General features: G+C 68.8%; 21 protein-coding genes. 16 read left to right on the forward strand and 5 right to left on the reverse strand.

Annotated elements, in window-relative coordinates:
- Nucleotides 1–128 precede the first annotated feature (128 nt).
- Together ACWDXS_RS02450 and ACWDXS_RS02455 are read left to right on the forward strand one after the other, a co-directional pair.
- Nucleotides 129–1,544, forward strand: a complete 1,416-nt coding sequence (locus tag ACWDXS_RS02450) for an amino acid permease (RefSeq protein ID WP_449961177.1) — start codon at nt 129–131, stop codon at nt 1,542–1,544.
- 127 nt (nt 1,545–1,671) lie between these two features.
- Complete coding sequence (locus tag ACWDXS_RS02455) at nt 1,672–2,676, forward strand: hypothetical protein (protein WP_449961180.1); 1,005 nt, start codon at nt 1,672–1,674, stop codon at nt 2,674–2,676.
- Nucleotides 2,677–2,772: 96 nt separating this feature from the next.
- Here the strand turns inward: ACWDXS_RS02455 and ACWDXS_RS02460 are convergent, their stop codons facing one another.
- On the reverse strand, nt 2,773–3,579 hold the full coding sequence (locus tag ACWDXS_RS02460; protein ID WP_449961182.1) for a class I SAM-dependent methyltransferase: 807 nt from the start codon (nt 3,577–3,579) through the stop codon (nt 2,773–2,775).
- Between the two features lie 99 nt (nt 3,580–3,678).
- On the opposite strand from ACWDXS_RS02460, the gene ACWDXS_RS02465 reads away from it, so the two are divergent.
- Nucleotides 3,679–4,302, forward strand: a complete 624-nt coding sequence (locus tag ACWDXS_RS02465) for a hypothetical protein (protein ID WP_449961185.1) — start codon at nt 3,679–3,681, stop codon at nt 4,300–4,302.
- A gap of 108 nt (nt 4,303–4,410) precedes the next feature.
- On the opposite strand, the gene ACWDXS_RS02470 is transcribed toward ACWDXS_RS02465, so the two are convergent.
- Both ACWDXS_RS02470 and ACWDXS_RS02475 read right to left on the reverse strand, forming a co-directional pair.
- Complete coding sequence (locus ACWDXS_RS02470) at nt 4,411–5,838, reverse strand: MDR family MFS transporter (protein WP_449961188.1); 1,428 nt, start codon at nt 5,836–5,838, stop codon at nt 4,411–4,413.
- 110 nt (nt 5,839–5,948) lie between these two features.
- Nucleotides 5,949–6,695, reverse strand: a complete 747-nt coding sequence (locus ACWDXS_RS02475) for an IclR family transcriptional regulator (protein WP_379314271.1) — start codon at nt 6,693–6,695, stop codon at nt 5,949–5,951.
- A 212-nt stretch (nt 6,696–6,907) separates the two neighbouring features.
- Here ACWDXS_RS02475 and ACWDXS_RS02480 point away from each other — a divergent pair, with 212 nt between their 5' ends.
- Genes ACWDXS_RS02480 through ACWDXS_RS02515 form a run of 8 tightly spaced genes read left to right on the forward strand, consistent with a single transcriptional unit; the run spans nt 6,908 to nt 14,485 of the window.
- A complete protein-coding gene (locus ACWDXS_RS02480; protein WP_378989952.1) occupies nt 6,908–7,945 on the forward strand; it encodes an NrtA/SsuA/CpmA family ABC transporter substrate-binding protein in 1,038 nt (345 codons plus the stop codon).
- Between the two features lies 1 nt (nt 7,946).
- A complete protein-coding gene (locus ACWDXS_RS02485; protein WP_379314273.1) occupies nt 7,947–8,762 on the forward strand; it encodes an ABC transporter permease in 816 nt (271 codons plus the stop codon).
- The gene (locus tag ACWDXS_RS02490) at nt 8,759–9,523 is read left to right on the forward strand and encodes an ABC transporter ATP-binding protein (RefSeq protein ID WP_449961193.1); all 765 of its coding nucleotides are present in this window, start codon (nt 8,759–8,761) and stop codon (nt 9,521–9,523) included. Before ACWDXS_RS02485 ends, ACWDXS_RS02490 begins: the two co-directional genes overlap by 4 nt.
- Nucleotides 9,520–10,545 (forward strand): ABC transporter substrate-binding protein, encoded by a 1,026-nt coding sequence (locus ACWDXS_RS02495; RefSeq protein WP_387447366.1) that lies wholly within the window; start codon nt 9,520–9,522, stop codon nt 10,543–10,545. The genes ACWDXS_RS02490 and ACWDXS_RS02495 overlap by 4 nt, the downstream gene beginning before the upstream one ends.
- Entirely contained in the window at nt 10,542–11,642 is a 1,101-nt protein-coding gene (locus ACWDXS_RS02500; RefSeq protein ID WP_449961196.1) for an LLM class flavin-dependent oxidoreductase, read from the forward strand. Before ACWDXS_RS02495 ends, ACWDXS_RS02500 begins: the two co-directional genes overlap by 4 nt.
- Complete coding sequence (locus ACWDXS_RS02505; RefSeq protein WP_378989957.1) at nt 11,639–12,808, forward strand: LLM class flavin-dependent oxidoreductase; 1,170 nt, start codon at nt 11,639–11,641, stop codon at nt 12,806–12,808. Before ACWDXS_RS02500 ends, ACWDXS_RS02505 begins: the two co-directional genes overlap by 4 nt.
- 13 nt (nt 12,809–12,821) lie before the next feature.
- The gene (locus tag ACWDXS_RS02510) at nt 12,822–13,541 is read left to right on the forward strand and encodes a class II aldolase/adducin family protein (protein WP_378989958.1); all 720 of its coding nucleotides are present in this window, start codon (nt 12,822–12,824) and stop codon (nt 13,539–13,541) included.
- Nucleotides 13,538–14,485, forward strand: a complete 948-nt coding sequence (locus ACWDXS_RS02515; RefSeq protein WP_449961200.1) for an ABC transporter substrate-binding protein — start codon at nt 13,538–13,540, stop codon at nt 14,483–14,485. Before ACWDXS_RS02510 ends, ACWDXS_RS02515 begins: the two co-directional genes overlap by 4 nt.
- Nucleotides 14,486–14,530: 45 nt before the next feature.
- Here ACWDXS_RS02515 and ACWDXS_RS02520 read toward each other — a convergent pair whose 3' ends face one another.
- The gene (locus tag ACWDXS_RS02520; protein WP_378989961.1) at nt 14,531–15,079 is read right to left on the reverse strand and encodes a hypothetical protein; all 549 of its coding nucleotides are present in this window, start codon (nt 15,077–15,079) and stop codon (nt 14,531–14,533) included.
- 108 nt (nt 15,080–15,187) lie between these two features.
- Between ACWDXS_RS02520 and ACWDXS_RS02525 the strand changes: the two genes are divergently transcribed.
- The gene (locus tag ACWDXS_RS02525) at nt 15,188–16,336 is read left to right on the forward strand and encodes a sensor histidine kinase (protein ID WP_378989962.1); all 1,149 of its coding nucleotides are present in this window, start codon (nt 15,188–15,190) and stop codon (nt 16,334–16,336) included.
- Nucleotides 16,333–16,977: a response regulator gene (locus ACWDXS_RS02530; protein ID WP_378989963.1), complete on the forward strand. Its 645-nt coding sequence runs from the start codon at nt 16,333–16,335 to the stop codon at nt 16,975–16,977. Before ACWDXS_RS02525 ends, ACWDXS_RS02530 begins: the two co-directional genes overlap by 4 nt.
- 72 nt (nt 16,978–17,049) lie before the next feature.
- On the opposite strand, the gene ACWDXS_RS02535 is transcribed toward ACWDXS_RS02530, so the two are convergent.
- Nucleotides 17,050–17,196: a hypothetical protein gene (locus tag ACWDXS_RS02535; protein WP_378989965.1), complete on the reverse strand. Its 147-nt coding sequence runs from the start codon at nt 17,194–17,196 to the stop codon at nt 17,050–17,052.
- Between the two features lie 280 nt (nt 17,197–17,476).
- Between ACWDXS_RS02535 and ACWDXS_RS02540 the strand changes: the two genes are divergently transcribed.
- Genes ACWDXS_RS02540 through ACWDXS_RS02550 form a run of 3 tightly spaced genes read left to right on the forward strand, consistent with a single transcriptional unit; the run spans nt 17,477 to nt 19,607 of the window.
- A complete protein-coding gene (locus tag ACWDXS_RS02540) occupies nt 17,477–17,767 on the forward strand; it encodes a hypothetical protein (RefSeq protein ID WP_211300305.1) in 291 nt (96 codons plus the stop codon).
- A 26-nt stretch (nt 17,768–17,793) separates the two neighbouring features.
- Nucleotides 17,794–18,378: an NAD-dependent epimerase/dehydratase family protein gene (locus tag ACWDXS_RS02545; RefSeq protein ID WP_449961205.1), complete on the forward strand. Its 585-nt coding sequence runs from the start codon at nt 17,794–17,796 to the stop codon at nt 18,376–18,378.
- 32 nt (nt 18,379–18,410) lie between these two features.
- Complete coding sequence (locus ACWDXS_RS02550; RefSeq protein ID WP_449961208.1) at nt 18,411–19,607, forward strand: GNAT family N-acetyltransferase; 1,197 nt, start codon at nt 18,411–18,413, stop codon at nt 19,605–19,607.
- Nucleotides 19,608–19,612: the final 5 nt, after the last annotated feature.

Consider the following 19,612-nt stretch of genomic DNA (forward strand, 5'->3'; position numbering starts at 1 on the left):
GTACTACCCCTATGGAGGCCAACCCGCGCCGGACTGCCGGTATTTCCGCGCACCGGTGGTGGTGACACCGGCCACGGTTGCGGGGCGGTAGCGTGCACGACTGATCGACGCGACGGAAGGACTGCTCCATGTCAGCCGATGGCTCCGGCCTATCCACCGACGCCCCCGTGGCGTCCGCCTCTACGGCCGAATCGGAGGGATACGAGCGCGGCCTGAACCCGCGCACCATCCAGATGATCGCCATCGGCGGTGCGATCGGCACCGGGCTGTTCTACGGCTCCGGCGCGGCGATCGAGCAGGCGGGTCCGTCGCTGATCCTGGCCTATCTCGCCGCCGGGCTGGCGATCTTCGTCATCATGCGCGCGCTCGGTGAGCTGCTGACCTACCGCCCGGTGTCGGGCAGTTTCGCCGAATACGCGCACGAGTTCCTCGGCCGGTTCGCCGGGTTCGCGACCGGCTGGTCGTACTGGGCGGTGTGGGTGTCGACCTGCATGGCCGAGATCACGGTGGCCGGCCACTACGTCCAGTACTGGTTCGATATCCCGCAGTGGGTGACCGCGCTGGTCGTGCTCGCGGTGCTGTTCACCGCGAACTTGATCTCGGTGCGAGTCTTCGGTGAGGGCGAGTTCTGGTTCTCGGCCATCAAGGTGACCGCGATCCTGGCGATGATCTTGATCGGCATCGGTGTGCTGGTGTTCGGCTTCGGCCACGCCGCCGATCCCACGGTGACCAACCTGTGGGCCGACGGCGGCATGTTCCCGCACGGTTTCGGTCAGACCCTGCTCGTGTTGCAGATCGTCGTGTTCGCCTACGTCGGTGTCGAACTGGTCGGCGTGACAGCGGGAGAAGCTCGCGACCCCGAGACCACGCTGCGCAAGGCGATCAACACCCTGCCGTTCCGGATCGGTCTGTTCTACGTCGGTGCGCTCGTGGTGATCATGTCGGTGGCGAGCTGGCGCAGTTTCCACGCCGGGCGCAGCCCGTTTGTCGAGGTCTTCGAGCAGATCGGCATCCCCGCGGCCGCGGGCATCATCAACTTCGTGCTGCTCACCGCGGCACTCTCATCGTGCAATTCGGGCATCTACTCCACCGGCCGGATGCTGCGCAGCCTCGCGTTGCGTGACGAAGCGCCCGCGAAGTTCGCGATCTTGAGCAAGCAGTCGGTGCCGTTCACCGGCATCTGCGCCTCGGCGGGCGCGATGGTCATCGGGGTGGTCGTCAACGCGATCTCGCCGGACAAGGCCTTCGCCTACATCACCTCGGTGAGTACCGTCGGGATCATCGTCGTGTGGAGCGTGATCCTGGTGTGCCACATCAAGTATCGTGCCAAGGTTCGGGCGGGCGAGCTGCCCGGCAGCGACTACCGGCTGCCCGGCGCTCCCGTCACCACGTGGGCCGCGCTGGGTTTCCTCGGGTTGGTCGTGGTGCTGTTGCTGTGGACCGATGGCGGGCGCACCGCACTGGTCGTCGGTGCGGTCTGGGCGGCACTGGTCTGCGCGGGCTACTACGCCTTCGGCCGCCGCGACGCAGTACACACCGGATAGCTCCGTTTGCTGGAAAGCCGCTGGCAGAGAGCCATTTTCTGTCGTACCCCCTCGGTATCGTCGAAGTGTCACACAACCAGCCCGGACGCGAGTGTGGCCGGGCGGTGCGAGAACGGGGGCACACGAGATGAGTGACGAGAACCGCGGCGATCTGCGGCCGCCACGCCAGCACGGAACCACCTGGCGGGAATCGGAATACCGGATACTGGCCGACGATCTGCGCGCGGGCGCCGATCTGGCCCGCACGGCGATCACGGTCGGGCGTACCGAATCGGCGGTGCGCGCCGCGCTGCGCAACTTCGTACCGCCGGAGGAACGGGTACCGACCGCCGAACGGGAGCGCTGGATCCGCACACGCCTTGTCGCCGAACCGGAATGGGACTGGTGGGCGGTGGTGATCGACCATCACCGCCGCTCCCGCAGCGGCCTGTGGTTCACCCGCCACGAGCACTGTGCCCGCATCGGCTGGCGCAGGCGTACCCCCATGCCCGCGCTGGCCCAGGAACTGGCCACCTCGGAACTGTCGGTCGCCGAGCTGCTGCGTGCGCTGGGGCTGGTCGAGAGCATCGAGGAAGCCGCCGACCGACTCGGCGCCACCCCGGGCCTCGCCCTGGCCAAACGGGTCACCGCCCGCCGCGACGAAGCCGTGGGCGCCCGCTGGATCCTGGTCGTCGACGGCGCCGCGGGCACCACCCGGCCCCGCAACGCTCCGGTCCGGCGCCAGCTGTCCCTGCACGAGACCCGCGCCGACGCCGAAGCCGAACGCGACCGAATCCTGTCCTGGCACACCCGAATCGGCCCCGAAGATCCCGACTCACCCGTCTGGTGGACCATCGCCGAACGCGGCCTCGGCGCAACGGTCGGCCACACCCGTTGCGGCACGCACGATCCCACCGCGACCGGTGGCCGAATCCGCGCCGAAGCCCTGACGGTCGGCGACATCATCCGCGTCCCGGTCCCCGACGGCGGCTTCCTCCAGGACCGCATCACCGCGCTCACCCAACCCGCCGCGGGCGCGTCGATCGTCGTGGACTTGGCACCGGTCGCCAACTCCCGCGTTCGTCGCGTCGTCGAATTCGCCTCCGATGAAATCGTCGACGTGGTGCGCAGATCGGAGGAACGCTCGGCATAGCGGGCGCGACAGCCGAGTCCGGTCATGGCGGCGGCGAACCTCGGCACGGTGAAACCCGCGGTCCGGCGCGGGTTCATTCGTGTCCGTGATCGGCGCTCACCGGGGTGAATTCGGGCCCAGGACCGTGCGGATCACCTCGGTGCGCAGCGGTAGATCGAACTCGCCGTCGGCGGTCTCCGGTGTCGCACGCAGGTAGTCGAGGATCCGGCCGAGCACTTCGGCTCGTTCTTGCGCGGAGATGACCACGGTGTGTGAATTGGTGCCGATGGACGCGGTCAGTGATTCGGCGGTCCGCCGCTGGCTGTGCGCGAACTCGACGTACTCGAACGGCGCGAACAGTGGGTGCGCGGGCAGCGCGTCATCGGACGACGACGGTGGAAACGACGCGGACGAGCGCGAGACCTCCTGCAGTCCCGCGACCCACTCGACCTTGTTGTCGTCGTTGTTCCAGAACGCGGCGAACACCCCCTCCGCGCGCAGCACCCGCGCGATCTCGGGAAACGCCCGCGCTTGATCGAACCAGTGGAACGCCTGCCCGGCGAGCACCGCGTCCACCGATCCATCGGCCAGCGGAATCGCTTCCGCCGTACCGGAAAGCGCCGTCACTGCGGGAAAGTGACGAACGAGTTCGGCCCGCATCGCCTCATCGGGTTCCACCGCGATCACCTCGACCCCCGCGGCGAGCAAACCGCCGGTGAGCTTGCCTGTCCCCGCTCCCAAATCCAGCACAACAACCCCCGCCTTTTTCGCGACCGCCTCCAGCGCCCACCGAATCCCCGCCTCCGGATAGTCCGGCCGATGCTCGGCGTAGACGGCTGCCTGCGCGCCGAACGAGCCCGCCCGCCGTTTCCGGCGCTGGACCTCGTCCGCGGTCTGATCCTCAGAATTCCCGATTCCCACCATGGTAGGAAGCTACAGATCGCCGTCGCGCTGCGGAATGATCGAGCGGGTGGTGAATCTTATTGGGGTGCAGAGAGAATAGCGACCATGGATTGGACCAATGTGGCGGTTGCCTCGATCACGGTTGTCGGCACGCTCGGGGGCGGCGTCGTGACCCAGGTCTTCGCGATTCGCAGCAAGCGAATCGATGCGAAGGTACAGCGCGACAATCGAGCGGAGGAACTGCGGGAGCTCACCCGGAAAGAGGCCACCGACGAGAAGCGGGCGGTCTACGCGGATCTCAACACCACGGCGCATTCCTGCCGAACGGCGATCCGGCACTATCTCGACGAGAAAAGCGGCGGGCGTACCCCTGATCTCGCCAAGTTCGAGACTGCGCGGGAGGCGTTGCGCGACAGCTATTCCCGTGCGCAGATGGTGGTGTCGGATCGAGCACTCGATTTTGCGTCGGAGGTCAATCGCTGCCTCGACATCGCCCATCGCACAGCGCTCCAGTTGGACGAGAACGACGCCGTGGAGGTCGCGGCACTCTATCGCTTCCTGGACGAGTCAGTGGGCTTCGGTGTCCGCCTGCTGCGTCGAGCGATCCGCGAGGACCTCGGGATCGAACCCGGGGCCGATGCCGATCTCGGCGGCCGTCTCGTCTCTCTCAGGGAAATGCGCCACGAGTTCGTCGGGAGGCAACGGCCCGACGTGCCCGCCCAACAGCTCGACCACCTCGGTTGAGGTTCGCCGACCGACGCTGGTCGCGATACCCAGACCACCTCGATGCCTGCGGATGACGCGCGGCCGCGGCCCATCGAGGGCGAGGTCGTGGCCGACATCGCGCGGTGATCACGGCGCGCTGACCGTCGCGGAGACGTGGCCGCGGCCCGGCATGGTCGCGGCGGCGACGAGCATGACGACAGCCATGGCCAGCATCGCGAGGAAGACCAGGTGGATGCCGTGGGCGAGTTCGCCGGGTGCGGGATGGTCGGGGTTGTGGATGCCGGCGTTGACGACGGCGCCGAACACCGCGACGCCCAGTGCGCTGCCGAGAGAACGGGCGAACATGTTGGCGGAGGTGACCACGCCGCGTTCGTGCCATTCGGCGCTGGCCTGAGCGGCGATGAGGGTAGGGGAGGCGACCAGGCCCATCCCGCAGCCGATGAGGAAGCAGGAGGCCGCGATCTGCCACGGGCTCGACTGCGGGTCGACGAGCAGCGTGGTCGCGCAGCCGAGCGCGGCGATCGTGCTGCCGACGACGCCGCTGATGCGGAATCCCCAGCGCAGGTACAGCCTGCCGGACAGGGTCGCGGCGAGCGGCCAGCCGAGCGTGAGCCCACCCACGGTGAGCCCGGCCACCAGGGCGGTGGTCCCGAGCACGCCCTGGGCGAAAGTCGGCACGTACGAGGTCAATCCGAGGATGACGGCGCCGACCAGCAAGGAGACCGTGCAGCTCGCGATCACCACGCGCCGGGTGAAGATCCACAGCGGCAGAATCGGGTTGGCCGTCCGCAGCTCGACCACCACGAACAGCGCCAGCACCGTCACGCTGCCCACGAACAAGGTGAGCGAGACCGGTGAGGTCCACTCCCAGGCCTGACCACCTTCGAGCAGGGCGAGGATCAGGGCGCCCGCACCGACGGTGAGCAGGATCGCACCGAGGTAGTCGATGCGCTGGGTGCGGCGCACCGCCGATTCGGTGAAGTGGCGCACCAACATCCAGGCCGCGACCGCGCACAGCGGAAGGTTGATCAGGAAGATCCACCGCCAGCTCAGATGGTCGGCGAACAAGCCGCCCAGCAGCGGGCCGAGCACGGCCGAATTCGCCCACACCCCGGCCAGATACCCCTGGACCTTGGCGCGTTCGGCCAGTGTGTACAGATCACCGGCGATCACCATCGTCATCGGCTGGATCGCGCCCGCTCCGATGCCCTGGATCGCCCGGAAGGCGATGAGCGCCACCATGCTCGTGGCCAGCCCGCACAGCAGCGACCCCACCGCGAACGCCGCGATCCCGAACAGGATCACCGGCTTGCGCCCGACCATGTCGGCGAGCTTGCCGTAGATCGGTACCGTGACGGCCTGCGCGAGAAGGTAGATGGAGAACAGCCACGGGAACATCGCGAACCCGCCGAGAGTGTCGGTGATGGTGAGCACCGCTGTGGCGATGATGGTCGAGTCGAGGGCCACCAGCCCGGTGGAGAGCATGAGCGAGGCCAGGATCGGACCTCGTTCGGAACGCAGACCGACAGCCGGGCTCACGGTATCGGTAGCCACCGAGGTCCTTTCGTTGCATCGACTAACCACTCGGTTCAAGGTATCCGGGGCGCAACCGTTTCCGCGCGGCATTTTCCGAGGGTGTGACGCGATCGGTGTGGGGCGGGTCTTCAGTCGGCGGCGAACCTCGCGGCGATGTCGGCCGCGGTGACCTTGGCCAGTTCCACGAAGAACGGCACCCGCTCGTCGATCATCAGCGTCGCGGGTCCGCGCATGCCCAGAGCGAAGCGGCAGCGACCCTGGCTGTCGAGGATCGGCAGGCCGATGGTCCGGAATCCTGGGTCGAGTTCACGATCGTTGAACGCATAGCCGCGTTCGCGCGTGGTGATCAGTTCCGCACGCAGTTCCTCGGGGCTCGACACCGAACGCTCGGTGCCCTCTTCGTAAGGCAGCGCCCGCAATTCGTCATCGCTGGCATCCGACCATGCCAGCAGCGCTTTGCCGAGTGCGCTGGCGTGCAGCGGAAGTCGCACACCCTGGAGCTTGTGCCCGTCGCTCTCGCGCCAACGGCTGGTGCCCAGCAGGACCGCGTGGATGCCGTGGCGGGTGGCCACCGACCCGGTCGCTCCGGTGGTGGCGGCCAGTTGCTCGAGGTAGGGCTCGGCGAGGTAGATCCGATGTTGGCGATAGGCGATCTGACCGTATTCGGCCAGTGCTCCGCCCATGCGGTAGCGACTGGACTCGGCGTCCTTCTCCAGGAACCCGGCCTGCACGAGCGCACCGAGCAGACGGTGGGTGGTGCTGATCGCCAGGCCCTGGGCGCGGGCGACTTCCGAGACCCCACGCTCCTCGCCGCCGCGGAAGCAGTCGAGTACCGAGAGGGCCCTGGTCACGGTCTGCACGCTGGAGGTCTCCACAGAGCCGACGGTAACACAGGTGTTCGAGCGCTCGACCGCCCAAATTTCCGCTATGTGGAAAACAAGAGTCCGGAAACCTCGGTTATGTGCCATAGAACGACAAGTCCACCGCTGTCAAGCTTTCCGATCCGTGGAAAGGCATACCTCGTTCGAGACCACACCCGCTCCTACGCTGCGAAGGCATCAACCCCCAGCCCCGAACAGGAGCCCCGATGTCCCGCAGGCTGCCGGCCTTCTCGCGGATCGCCCTCGCGATCGTCCCCGTCGTAGCCCTCGTCGCGGCGTGTGGCTCCGGCTCCACGCCGGAACAGGGGGCGCAAGCCTCGTTCGTGCTCAAGGTCACCGATCCGGGCAACAGCGGCCCGCTCGCCGTCGGCAAGCGCGACGGCACCTTCGACGCCGCACTCGCCCCGCTGGGCGCCAAGATCGAATGGGTCAGCACCACGCCGGGTTTCAGCTCCATGCTGAAGCTGTTCAACACCAGCGAACTCGATGTCTCCGGCGCCGCGTTCAGCCCCGTCGTCGGCGCGCTGTCCAAGGATGTCGGCGTGAAGATCGTCGCCGTGGCCGACCCGGCGGGTCAGGATCAGAGCGGCATCGTGGTGACCCCGGACTCGGGCGTGACCACCGTGGCAGGCCTGGTGGGCAAGCGGATCGCGGTGAATCCCGCGGGCAAGGGCGAGTACATCACGCTCAAAGCGCTCGCCCAGGCGGGCATTCCGGCCGACAAGGTGACCCGGGTGCCCCTGCAGCAGAAGGACGCCGCTTCGGCCTTCGCGACCGGCAAGGTCGACGCGTGGGCATCGTTCCTGGTGCCCTACCAGGAGGCCAAGGCCGCGGGCGCCAAGGAGATCGCCACCGAGAAGTCCGTCGGCTCCAAGGACAACACCGTGGTGGTGTTCCGCACCGAAGTTCTCGACAAGCGCCCCGATATCGCCGCGAAGTACCTGGAAGTACTGCAGGGACTCACCGCGAAGCAGAAGGCGGCGCCCGCCGACTTCGAAAACGTCTTCGAGAAGTCCGGCCCGCGGGCGCTGACCGGTGACCGGCTCGCCGACGCGGTCCGGGTCGGCGGTGAGGTCACCGTGCCCCGACTGCCCGCCGAATCCGATGCCATCGACCTGGCCGACGTGGTGAACACCTTCGCCGACAACGGCGTCATCTCCCGCCGGATCACCGCCGCCGACATCTTCTACGACCTGAAATCCAAGCTCACCCCGGACCAGCTCGCCGCGCTGAAGGGCAAGTGAGATGAGCACCCTCGCCTTGGCCCCGCCCCGGGCGCGCGTCGCCCGGCAGCGGCCGCGATGGTTGTCACTCGGCCTGCGCGCTGTTCTACCCGCCGCGATCGTGCTGGTCTGGTGGGTGGGTTCGGCGAGCGGCGCGATCTCGCCGCGGGTGATAGCGGGCCCCGGCGCGGTCTGGTCGGCCTTCGTCGAACTGTTCGACAGCGGCCAGCTGGTGGACTTCGCGCTCGCCTCGTTCGGGCGCGCGGCCGCCGGGGTCGCGATCGGCGTCGGGGTCGGGCTGGTGCTCGGCCTGCTGTCGGGGTTGTCCAGCCTCGGGGAGGAACTGGTCGACTCGACCATGCAGATCGTGCGGGCGGTGCCGTTTCTGGCGCTGGTTCCGCTGTTCATCGCCTGGTTCGGGATCGACGAGCTGTACAAGATCCTGCTCATCGCGGTGGCGACGACAGCGCCGATGTATGCCTACACCTATCTCGGTGTGCGCAATGTCGACCGCAAGATGGTCGAGGCGGCACGCAGTTTCGGGCTCACCGGCACCCGGCTGGTGGTCGAGGTGATCGTGCCCGCCGCGCTGCCCGGGATTCTGATGGCGCTGCGGGTGTGCCTGTCGATCAGCATCACCGCGCTCATCGCCGCCGAGCAGGTCGGCACCCAGCAGGGCGTCGGCTACCTGGTGACTCTCGCTCAGGAATACAACCGCACCGACTACATGGTGCTGTGCGTCGTGCTCTACGCGCTGCTCGGTCTGGTGTTCGACGCACTCGTGCGGCTCGCGGAGCGCTACGCGATGCCCTGGCGGAAGCAGGTGGCGATCCGATGACGACGACAACAGCAGCGCCGGTCCCCGTCGAGACCGAAGCTCCGGCCCCGGTAGCGGTATCGATCACCGGTCTGCGTAAGGCGTTCGGCGAGAAGACAGTTCTCGACGGAGTCGACCTGACCATCCGCCGCGGCGAGTTCGTGGTGCTGCTCGGCCCGAGCGGCACCGGCAAGACCACTCTGCTGCGTCTGCTCACCGGGCTCGAAACCCCCGATGCCGGTGAGGTATTGGTGCCTGCCCGACGCACGACGGTCTATCAGGAACCCCGGCTGATCCCGTCGAAGCGGGTACTGGCCAACGTCATCGTCGGCCTGCGGCGCGGCAAGCCGCAACGCGAAGCCGGTCTGCGCGCACTGCACGAAGTCCACCTCGACGGCAAAGCCGGTCAGTGGCCCGCCACCCTGTCCGGTGGTGAAGCCCAGCGCGCCGCACTCGCCAGGGCGCTGGTGCGCGAACCGGAACTGCTGCTGCTCGACGAACCGTTCGCGGCACTGGACGCCCTCACCCGGCTCCAGATGCAGGACCTGGTCGGCGATCTCGTCGCGCGGCACCGGCCCGCCGTCCTCATGGTCACCCACGACGTCGACGAGGCGATCCGCCTCGCCGATCGGGTGATCATCCTCGACCACGGCCGTTTCGCCGTCGACGAGGTCATCGATCTACCCCACCCGCGTGATCACGCGGCACCCGAAACCCTCGGGTACCGCACGCAATTCCTCGCCCAGCTCGGCGTCGGACCACACACCAGGAGCCTGTCATGACCGAAACCCTGTGGTACACCCGCTGCCCCGTGCCGACCGCGAGCGGTCTCGCGCACAGCCTCGGCTGGCTCGGCGAGACCGCCGCCAGCGCCGGCCTCGAGTTCGGCGTTCTCCAGGACGCGGGCCCCGAGCTCGCCGGCCACCACTTCTCCCACGACCTGTCGGGCCTGATCCGGGAGGGCGGCAATGTGCCCGCCCTGGCCGCTCGCGCGCAGGGTTCGCCCACCCGCCTGATCGGGCTCACCTGGATCGACGAGTCCCAGGCGATCCTGGTCGGCCCCGAATCGCCGGTCGCCGACGCGGCGGGCCTGGCCGGTCTGCGCGTCGGTGTGCCCGCGTGGGCGCAGGATCAGGCGCGCAGCTTCCCGCGTGCGATGGCACTGCACGGCTTCGCCAACGCGCTGCGCCCCGCCGGGCTGACCCTGGCCGATGTCCGGGTCGTCGAGCTCGATGTCGAACGGGATCCGCAGGTGCGCACCGCGATCCAGAGTGCACGGCGCTCGACGACGTGGGGTGTGGAGGAACTCCTCGACGGCAAGGTCGACGCCATCTACGTCAAGGGCGCCCGCGCCCAGGAAGTAGCCAAGGAGAACGGGCTGCGCGTCGCGGTCGATCTCGACGCCTCGGCCACCAAGCACCTGCGGGTCAACAACGGCACTCCGCGCCCCATCACCGTGCACGCGGACCTGCTGGAATCCCGGCCCGAGGTCGTTGTCGGCTTCCTCGCGCAGAGCCTGCGCGCCGCCGATTGGGCCGCCGGTGATCTCGACGGGGTCCGCGCGGTGTTGCAGCGCGAAACGCTGTCCGGTCCCGACGGCGTCGCCGCGGCCTACGGTGACGAGTTCCATCGCGGCCTGCATCCCTCGCTCACCGCCGAACGCGTCGAACTACTCGGCGTGCAGAAGCAATTCCTCTACACCCACGGCTTCCTGGCCGCCGATTTCGATCTCGAATCCTGGGTCGCCCCTGAGCCGTTGGCTCGCGCGCGGGAACTCGTCGCCGCCGAGCGGGTGCCCGCATGACCGAGTTCGTGTGGCGGCTGCCCAGCCGCGGCGACGGTCGGCGCGCCGATCCGGGTCTGCGCGGTCGCGGAGGCTTCGGCCTGCCGACACCTCCGCTCGAGACCACCGACGTGCGTCCGGGTCGCTTCGGTCCGTTCGACGATCTCGCCCAGATCGTCGACGCCGCCGAACTGAACGGGTTCGATGGTGTGCTCGCGCCTTACGACCCGCTCGGCGAGGAGTCCTGGATCGTGGCGGCCGCCGCCCTGCGCGCCACCCGCTATACCCGGGTGACGGTCGAATTCCAGCCCGCTTTCGGCACACCGGTGTACGCGGCCAAGGTGTCGGCGACCCTGCAGCGGCACTCGGCGGGCCGATTGAACTGGCGGCTGGCTGTCGACACCGACGCCGCCGAGGCCCGCTCGCGCGGCGATCGCGTCACCGGCGACGAACGCTACGACCGCGCCGCGGAATTCCTCACCGTCGCGCGTGGGGTCTGGAACGAGAACGAGATCAGCGCAGCGGGATTCGCGGGCACCGGCTTCGACTACGCGGGCCGGTACTACGACGTCATCGACGGGGGATTCCGCGGCATCCTGTCCGGTCTGCCGTTCCCGACCGTCCACCTGAGCGGCACGTCACCCGCCGCGCTGGCCTTGTCGGCCGCGCACGGCGATGTCCATCTCTTCGCCGAGCGGGCCGACGGAATCGCCTCCGCCGTCACCGAACTGGGGGAGCGGGCCGCCGCGGCGCGACGCCGGGTACGGGTCGGTCTGGAGCTGCCGATCATCGCCAGGGAGACCGAGGACGAAGCCTGGGCCAGGGTCCACCGCCAGTGGGACGAGCTCGACCGCCCCGATACCGCCGCCGACCACGCGCTGGGTGATGGACGCTGGGCGGGCTTCGACGCCTTCGGCTACGACCGGAGCATCGGCCTGGTCGGCAGTTACGAGCAGGTGGCACACCAACTCTCGGCCTACGAGAGCGCCGGAGTGCGGACCTTCGTGCTGTCCGGCCACCCGAACATCGAGGAAATCCACCGCGCGGGCGAACACCTGCTGTTCCTCGCCGACCCGGCAGGCCGCACCCTCCCCACCGCGCAGGAGCTCACCGCATGACCATCGACGTCTACTGGCGCATCGGCATGGAAGGCGACCACGCTTCCCTGCGCACCCCGCGCCGCTACAACCGGGGCAACGCGGGCGGCTACGGGCCCGGAAATATCGCACCGGCCATCCGCGACGGCGCACTCGATCAGTACAGCTATCTCGACCATGTCGCCGCGGTCGCCAAGGCCTCGGAATCGGCGGGCTTCCTCGGCGGGCTGCTGCCCTCGTTCCCGGTGACCGACGACCCGTGGGCCGTGGCCGCCGCACTCGCCGCCGAGACCACCACCTACCGCTTCATGGTGGCGTTCCAGCCCGGCTTCCTCCATCCCGTGCAGGCGGCCAGGATGTCGGCGAGTCTGCAACGCGCCACCGGCGGGCGACTCGTCTACAACATCATCAGCGGTGGCGGCGGACCGGCCCAATTGTGGTGGGGCGACAAGGTTTCCCATGACGACCGCTACGCGCGAACGAGCGAATTCCTCGACGTGCTGCGCGGGGTCTGGGACGGCGAATCCTTCGACCACGACGGCCGTTTCTTCGGCACCGAGGGCGCCGCACTGCCACCGGGTCTGGCCGGACAGCCTTTCCCCGAGGTGTACTTCTCCGGCTCCTCGGGTGCCGCCGTCGCCGCGGCGGGGCGCCACGCCGACTACTACCTGTCCTGGCTCGAGCCCTACGCCGACCTGCGCGCCAAGTTCGACGGTGTCCGCCGCAACGCCGAAACCACCGGCCGCACGCCCAAGTTCGCGGTCCGCATCGACATCGTCGCCCGCCACACCGAGGAAGCGGCCTGGGCCGAGATCGAGAAGGGCTGGGCCTTCGTCGACCGCGACGCCGCCAACCGCGCCGCTCAGGGCGACTCCGTCGGGGCGGCCCGGATCAAGGGCTGGGTGCCCGAAACCATCACCGGATACCGCGATCTGGAAGTCCAGCCCAACGTCTGGTGCGGATTCAGCCTGATCCGCGGCGGCCCGGCCTTCGGCCTGGTCGGCAGCTACGAGCAGGTCGCCCAGCGGCTCGACGAACTGATCGACCTCGGCGTCGACGCCTTCATCCTCGCGGGCAACCCGCACCTGGAAGAGGCCTACCGGGTCGGCGAGGAAGTACTGCCACTGCTGGGCCGTTCCCGGCTCACCACCCCGTCCACCGACACCGTCCTCGCGACGGCCCGATAACGCAGGAGCAACCTTGACCACCACCGAAACCCGTCTGCCGGAGGCCGTCACCGCCTTCGTCGATGCGGTCACCCGCGACGCCGACACCGCGTTCCGGGTATTCCGGGAGACCGGCACCGTCACCGGCAACGGCACCGTCAACTTCGTCGAGCGCGTACCCGGCGAGGAGATCGCCGTCGCTCTCAACGAGCCCGGCCCGTGGGCCGACGACCGGACCGTCGCGCCCGTCGTCGCCACCTTCGACGGAGAAGTGCTGTCCGGCAAGGGATCCGCCGGATTCGTCACCGGTTACGCGAAGGTGTTCCGCGCGCACCCCGAGATCACCTCCGTCGTCCACATCCACACCCCATGGCTCGGCGGCTGGGCACAGACCCACCGCACCCTGCCGATTCGCTACGCCGCCTCGCAGCGACTCACCTTGTCGCGCGAGATCCCGCCGCACATCGACCGCACGGTCGGTGCGGGCGACTTCATTCTCGGCCGCCTCGAGGTCGACCCGCACCTGGTCGCGATCTTCGAGGCCAACGGTGGCGCGAACGTGATCGGTCGCGCCGGTCTGCTGGAACTGGCGAAGTTCGTCGTGCTGCTCGAGGAGGGCGCGCAGTATCAGGCGATCGCCGAAACCCTCGGCGGCTCGGTCGAATTCGATCCGTCGAATCTCGCGGTGCAGTGGCAGCGCAGCGGTCTGGCCGACGAGGCCCGCCGTCTCGGCCTGATCGGAGACGCGCGATGAGTGGTATCAGGGTCGGCTACTTCCCGCACAACAATTCGCTGTTCGTCCTGCGTCATCGCGGGATCCTGGAACGGTCGCTGCCCGAGGTCGAATGGGTCGATCTGCGTGCGCTGCCGCAGCCCGCGCGAGTCGATCCCACCACCGCGCTGCCGAGCGAACACTCGGACTGGTTGTTCACCGAGGGCGGCTACGACATCATCGGCACCGGGTTCACCCCGCCGATCACCGCGCTCGCCAACCAGCGTGACATCGTCTATCTCGGTATCTCGGGCCCGCGTGTGGAGAACGGCAGGCTGGTCGCGACCGCGGCGAGCGGCATCACCTCCGCCGCGGATCTGAAAGGCAAGCGGGTCGGGATCGCGCACGGCTCGTGGCAGACCACCCTGTTGCTGTTCGCCCTCGACCAGGCCGGTCTCAGCTGGGCCGACGTCGAACCGGTCGATGTCGACGTGCGCGGGGGCGGCGCCGCGCTGCTGGCCGGTGACCTCGACGCCTGGGTCGGTACCTACCCCGGTCTTCAAGACGTGGAGGCGGCCACCGAGCTCACCACGCTGGTCGACACCGCCTCGGTCTTCAGCCACCCGTCGCTGTGGTTCACCCGTCGCGACCTGGCCGAAAGCAACCGCGCCGCAGTGGAAGCGGTGCTGGCCGCACTCCAGGAGTCCGACGCCTGGATCGCCGCGAACCCCCGCGAGGCGGCCCAGTACTTCGTCGACGACGCACAGGCACGTGGCATCCCCGCCGACCTGGATGCCTGGGAAGCAGCCCTGCGCGGCCGTCCCTTCGGCGTGCATCCGGTGAGCGAGGATTTCCTCGACGAACAGCAACGCGCCGCCGACCTCCTCGCGGCCAACGGGCTGCTCCCGCGCACGGTCGAGGTGCGGTCGGCCGTGCTGCCGTGGATCGGTGAGGTGATCAGCGACCGGTCCGCTGCCACCGTCTGAGCCCGGAACGCTCGGGTGATCGAACCGATCACCCGAGCATCGCGTTCAGTCGCGCCGCGACCCCGTGACCCACACCGGCCCGGTGAGCAGCCAGATCACGGTGATCACACCGAGGCTGCCGAACACCCCCATCAACTGTTCGCGCTGGGCGGCATCGGCGACGGTGTAGCTCAACGCCAGGGTGAGCGCGCCGGCGATAGCCGCCGCACCGAGCCAGCGGGAGAAATCGGCCCATTCCTTGCGGGTGCGTTCCGGCCCGTACTTCGGGATCTTCACCGGGACCGGTCCACCGGCGAAGCGGTGGGCGAATCGCTCGTCGGCCCACCGGATCATCCGGCCACCGAACATCACCGTGCAGCCCAGATAGATCCCGGCGACACGATGGGCGAAGGTCACCTCGCCACCACGGTGGAGGTCGATCGCCACCGCGACCACCAGCACCACATCCAGGACCGGCACCAGAGCCAGCGCCACGGTGCTCGCACGCGGCACCCGGATCACATAGCGCAGCAGCAATCCGCCGACCACCAGCACCCAGAAACCGACTTCGCACGCGGCGATCGTCAGCAGTACGGGGTTGCTCAGTTCGTTCATTCCCCCACTGTGCCGGGCACGTCGGTCCACCGTCGTCCCGCTTGTGGTCCGCCGCCGGTCCGTCTTTCGGGGGACCCGGCCCGTGCGGACGATGTGCTGAAATGGGGCATGCCCACGTCCCGCACGCTCCTGAGCCGGCTCGCGGACGTTTTCGACAGCTCGACCGCGGCCGCCGTCGGGGTGTTCCTGGTGGGCTTGCTGTTGTGGGCAGCGGGTGGCTGGGCGGTCGTGGTCGACCACGACCTGTATCCACCACCGGCGAAAATGGCGCTGCTGTGCGCGGCGTTCGCGATCCAGCTGACCGCGCAGCGCAGGCCCGCGCTCGCCTTCGGCCTGATGGTCGCGCTGCTGGCCGGCGACTTCGTGTTGGGTCCGTCGCTGCCGCTGTGGATCGCGCTGACCGACGTGATCTTCCTGGCGGTCAGCACCGGATCGGATCGGCTGGGCGCGGTGGTCGGCTGGTTCTCGGTGACGGTGACCCTGGGCGGGTCGCTGCTCGCGCTCACCGTGTTCGGCGTCAGAGCGGCCTTCTACACCGGCTTGATCGGCGTCGCGCTCACGTGGTCGCCGCTCGGTTACGCCCGCGCGGTGCGGGCCTCGCGCCGCACGGTCGATGCCGAACGGGCCGCGGCCCGCGCCGAACTCGCCGCCCGCGACGCCGAACGGTCCGCGGCGATCGGCGAGGAGCGCCGGCGCTTGGCCCGTGACCTGCACGACGCGGTGGCAGGCCACGTTTCCGCCGTCGCGATCCTCGCCGAAGTCGCCCTCAAGGACCCCGCCAACACCGCGGTGCTGGCGACGATCCGCTCGAGCAGTCTGGCCGCGGTCGAGGAGATGCGCACGACCATCGAACTGCTCACCGCGCCCGACGACACCGCCGTGACCACGCGACTGGCCTCCCTCGACGGCTTGATCGACGCGGCCGAGGCGGCCGGCGGCTCGGTGACATTGCGCCGGCCCGCCGACCTCGAACTGTCCACCGCGGTCGAGGCCGTCCTCACCCGGATCCTGAGCGAGACTCTCGCCAACGCGACCAAACACGCCCCCGGCGCACCCCTGGATATCGAATTGCACCGCGATGCGACACGATTGGTGGTGACCGCGATGAATCCGATCCCACCCGGCATTCCGGTAGGGCAGGGAAACGGACTGCGCAACATGATGTTTCGCGCGGAATCAGTCGAGGGCACCATCACCGCGGGCGCACAGGACGGCACCTGGCGGGTGTGCGCGCGAATTCCCCTGGGAGACAAGTGACAGTCACAGTGCTGGTGGCCGACGACCACGCCACCATCCGCGCGGGTCTGCGGATGCTGCTCGAAGTGTCCGGTGAGGTGCGGGTGATCGGTGAAGCGGCCGACGGCGCCGCCGCGGTCCGCCAAGCCAAGGCCCTGAGCCCCGATGTGGTGCTGATGGACGTGCGGATGCCGCGCGTCGACGGGCTGGAGGCGACCGCCGCCGTCGTCGCGCAGACCAGCGCGAAAGTGCTGGTCCTCACCACCTTCGCCCTCGATGAATACGTCCTCGGCGCGCTCTCGGCCGGCGCGAGCGGATTCCTGCTCAAGTCCGTCGGTGGCGACGACCTGGTCAGTGCCGTACTGGCGGTGGCCGAAGGAGACGCGGTCCTCGACCCGAAGGTGACGCGCGCGGTGATCGCGGCGCTGCCTCGCGCGGCCGATGTCGCGCCACCGCCCGATCTGTCCGCGCTCACCGACCGTGAGCGACAGGTACTCGCCGGTCTGGGCGCCGGTCTGTCCAATATCCAGATCGGTACCCGCCTGCGCATCGGCGAGGCCACGGTGAAAACGCACGTTTCCCGGGTGCTGAGCAAGCTCGGTGTGCAGTCGCGCGTGCAGGCGGCGGTGATCGCATCGCAGTCCGGTCTCGATCTGCCCTGATCGCGATCGGGTCTCAAACCGACGATGTCCCGGTACCGCGTCGGGTACCGGGACATCGGGTCGGAACAGGGCTCAGCGTGCAGGTTGCGGGTCGGACTGTTCCGGACGGATCCGGCGTGATTCAAACCAATAGGTCAGGGAAACGGTGGCGTAAGAAGCCAGGACCACTGCTGCGGTTACCAGAAGAAACGCGACGAACAAGGGAATCAGGAAAGCCATGGTGCCCTCCTCGCGGTACGGTAGTCGTGCGATGAAGGTGGTGGTCAGCGCCTCGTCGCGCCGAATCTGAACGAGCCCCGCACGTTCGATAGTAGGGGCACGGCGCGACGCGGGCACGGATCCGCGGCTGTGACTGCGGTCATGGTTTACGCGGAGTGTCGCCCACGTCACCGAACCGCCCATGAGGTTGAATGTTCAACATATCTGGGTTCTACCGCGTCACGAGTTCTCGACATCGGCTTCACCACGAACAACCGACGAAGGAGCACCGATCGTGAGCATGATCCTGGCCGCAGTGCATGACACCTATAACGTCGTTGTCGCCCAGGTGGGCAATCCCACGCCGGAAGCGCCGCCGATGGCCGACAAGGTGATGCAGTTGGGCCGGTATTTCACCTGGATGATCCTGTTGTCCGGCGTCACCGCCATCACCTACGGCGGCGGCCGCTTCGCCTGGGAGAAGTGGAACGGCGGCGGCCTGCAATCGCCGAAGATGATCGCCAGCGCCATGGCGGGCGGCGCGGTCGCCACCAGCGCGGGCACGATCATGAACGCGGTCATCGGGGCCTGATCATCGGCCCCGCTACTGTCGGGGTTGTGCGAATCTTTCTCGCGGGCGCCACGGGCGTCATCGGATCACGGTTGCTGCCACTGCTGGTCGGCGCCGGTCACGACGTGGCCGGCCTGACCCGTTCCCCGAGTAAAGCGGCGGCGGTCCGCGCCACCGGAGCCACCGCGGTGGTCCACGACGTCTACGACGCCGACGGCCTCACCACCGCGGTGCTCGACTTCACCCCTGACCTGGTCATGCACCAGCTCACCGACCTCCCCGACGAGGTGGCGCGCCTGGCCGGCTCCGGCGAGGCGAACTCCCGCATCCGTACCGAGGGCACCGCGAATCTGCTCGCGGCCGCCGCGGCGGCCGGAGCGAAACGCTTTCTCGCCCAGAGCATCGCCTGGACGCTGCCGGCGGGCCGTGGTGACGCCATCGCGACCCACGAATCCGCCGTCCTCGCCGCGGGCGGCGTCGTTCTGCGTTACGGCCAGTTCTACGGTCCCGGAACGTACTACGAGTCCACCCCACCGGCGCACCCGCGCATCCACGTCGACACCGCCGCCGCGCGCACGCTCGAGCTGCTCGAAGCGCCGACCGGCATCGTGGTCGTGGTCGATCCGGAGTAGAGGCGCCGCCCCGAATAGGGAACAGTGAGGGGATGGCTGTTGACGTAGACGCCCTGCACGACGACGACGATCTGCACGCCGCGGGCGCGCTGTTCCGGGCGGCGATGGTGGGATTGCCGCCGCTGCCACCAGATCGTGACCATCTGTCCGAACCGGGCCGCACGCTGGGCGCTCGCATCGATGGTCGGCTGGTCGGCACCGCGGAATCCTACACCAGCTGGCTCTTCGTTCCCGGTGGCGCGCGCGTCTCACACGCCGCGGTCACCCATGTCGGCGTGCTACCCACGCACACCCGGCGCGGAGTGCTCACCGCCCTGCTGCGCCGACAGCTCGACGACATCGCCGAGCGGGGCGAAGTGGTGGCGACCCTGCGCGCGTCCGAGGGCTCGATCTACGAGCGTTTCGGGTACGGCGTGGCGAGTTCGTTCGCGCGCCTGGACCTGCACCGAGGTCGAGCCCGCCTGCGTGACACGGTCCCGCCGTCCGGTCCGGTGCGGTTCGTCGAACCGGCCGACGCGTGGAAGCTGTTCCCGCAGATCTACGCGACCGCCGCGATCGCCTGGACCGGCGCGATCGATCGGCCCGGCTACTGGTGGAAGGGCAAGGAACGTGCCGCGGCCGAACCGCTGTACACCGTGACGCACGGGCCGGCCGGCGCCGAGGACGGGTTCGCGCGCTATCACCCGGTCGACACCGCGAACTGGTTCACCAGCCGCGAACGCACGATCGTCGTCGACGATCTCGTCGCGACCACCCCGCAGGCCTACCTCGGTGTGATCCGGCACCTGCTCTCGATCGATCTCGTCGACAAGGTGAGTTTCGCGTTCGCGCCGGTGGACGCGCCGCTGCGGCATCTGTTCACCGATGAACGCGCGGTCGGCGTCGCGGGGGTGCACGACGAAACCTGGCTGCGCCTGGTCGATGTCCCCACCGCACTCGCCCGCCGGACCTATCGCGACGCGCCGCCGGTGATCGTCGAGGTCGAGGACGCGATCCGCACCGCCAACACCGGCCGGTACCGGATCGGCGCCGAGCAGGTGGCGAGAGTGGATGACCCCGCCGATGTCACCGTCGACGTCGCCGGCCTCGGCGCGATCTACCTCGGCGGGTCGACGTGGCGACAGCTCGCCCTCGCCGGTCGTGTCGTCGAGCACCGTGCGGGTGCTGTCGACGCCGCCGACGACCTTTTCGCCACTCCCACACTGCCTTTCAGCGGCACCTTCTTCTGATCGAG

This window comes from Nocardia sp. NPDC003183, from assembly GCF_053590715.1.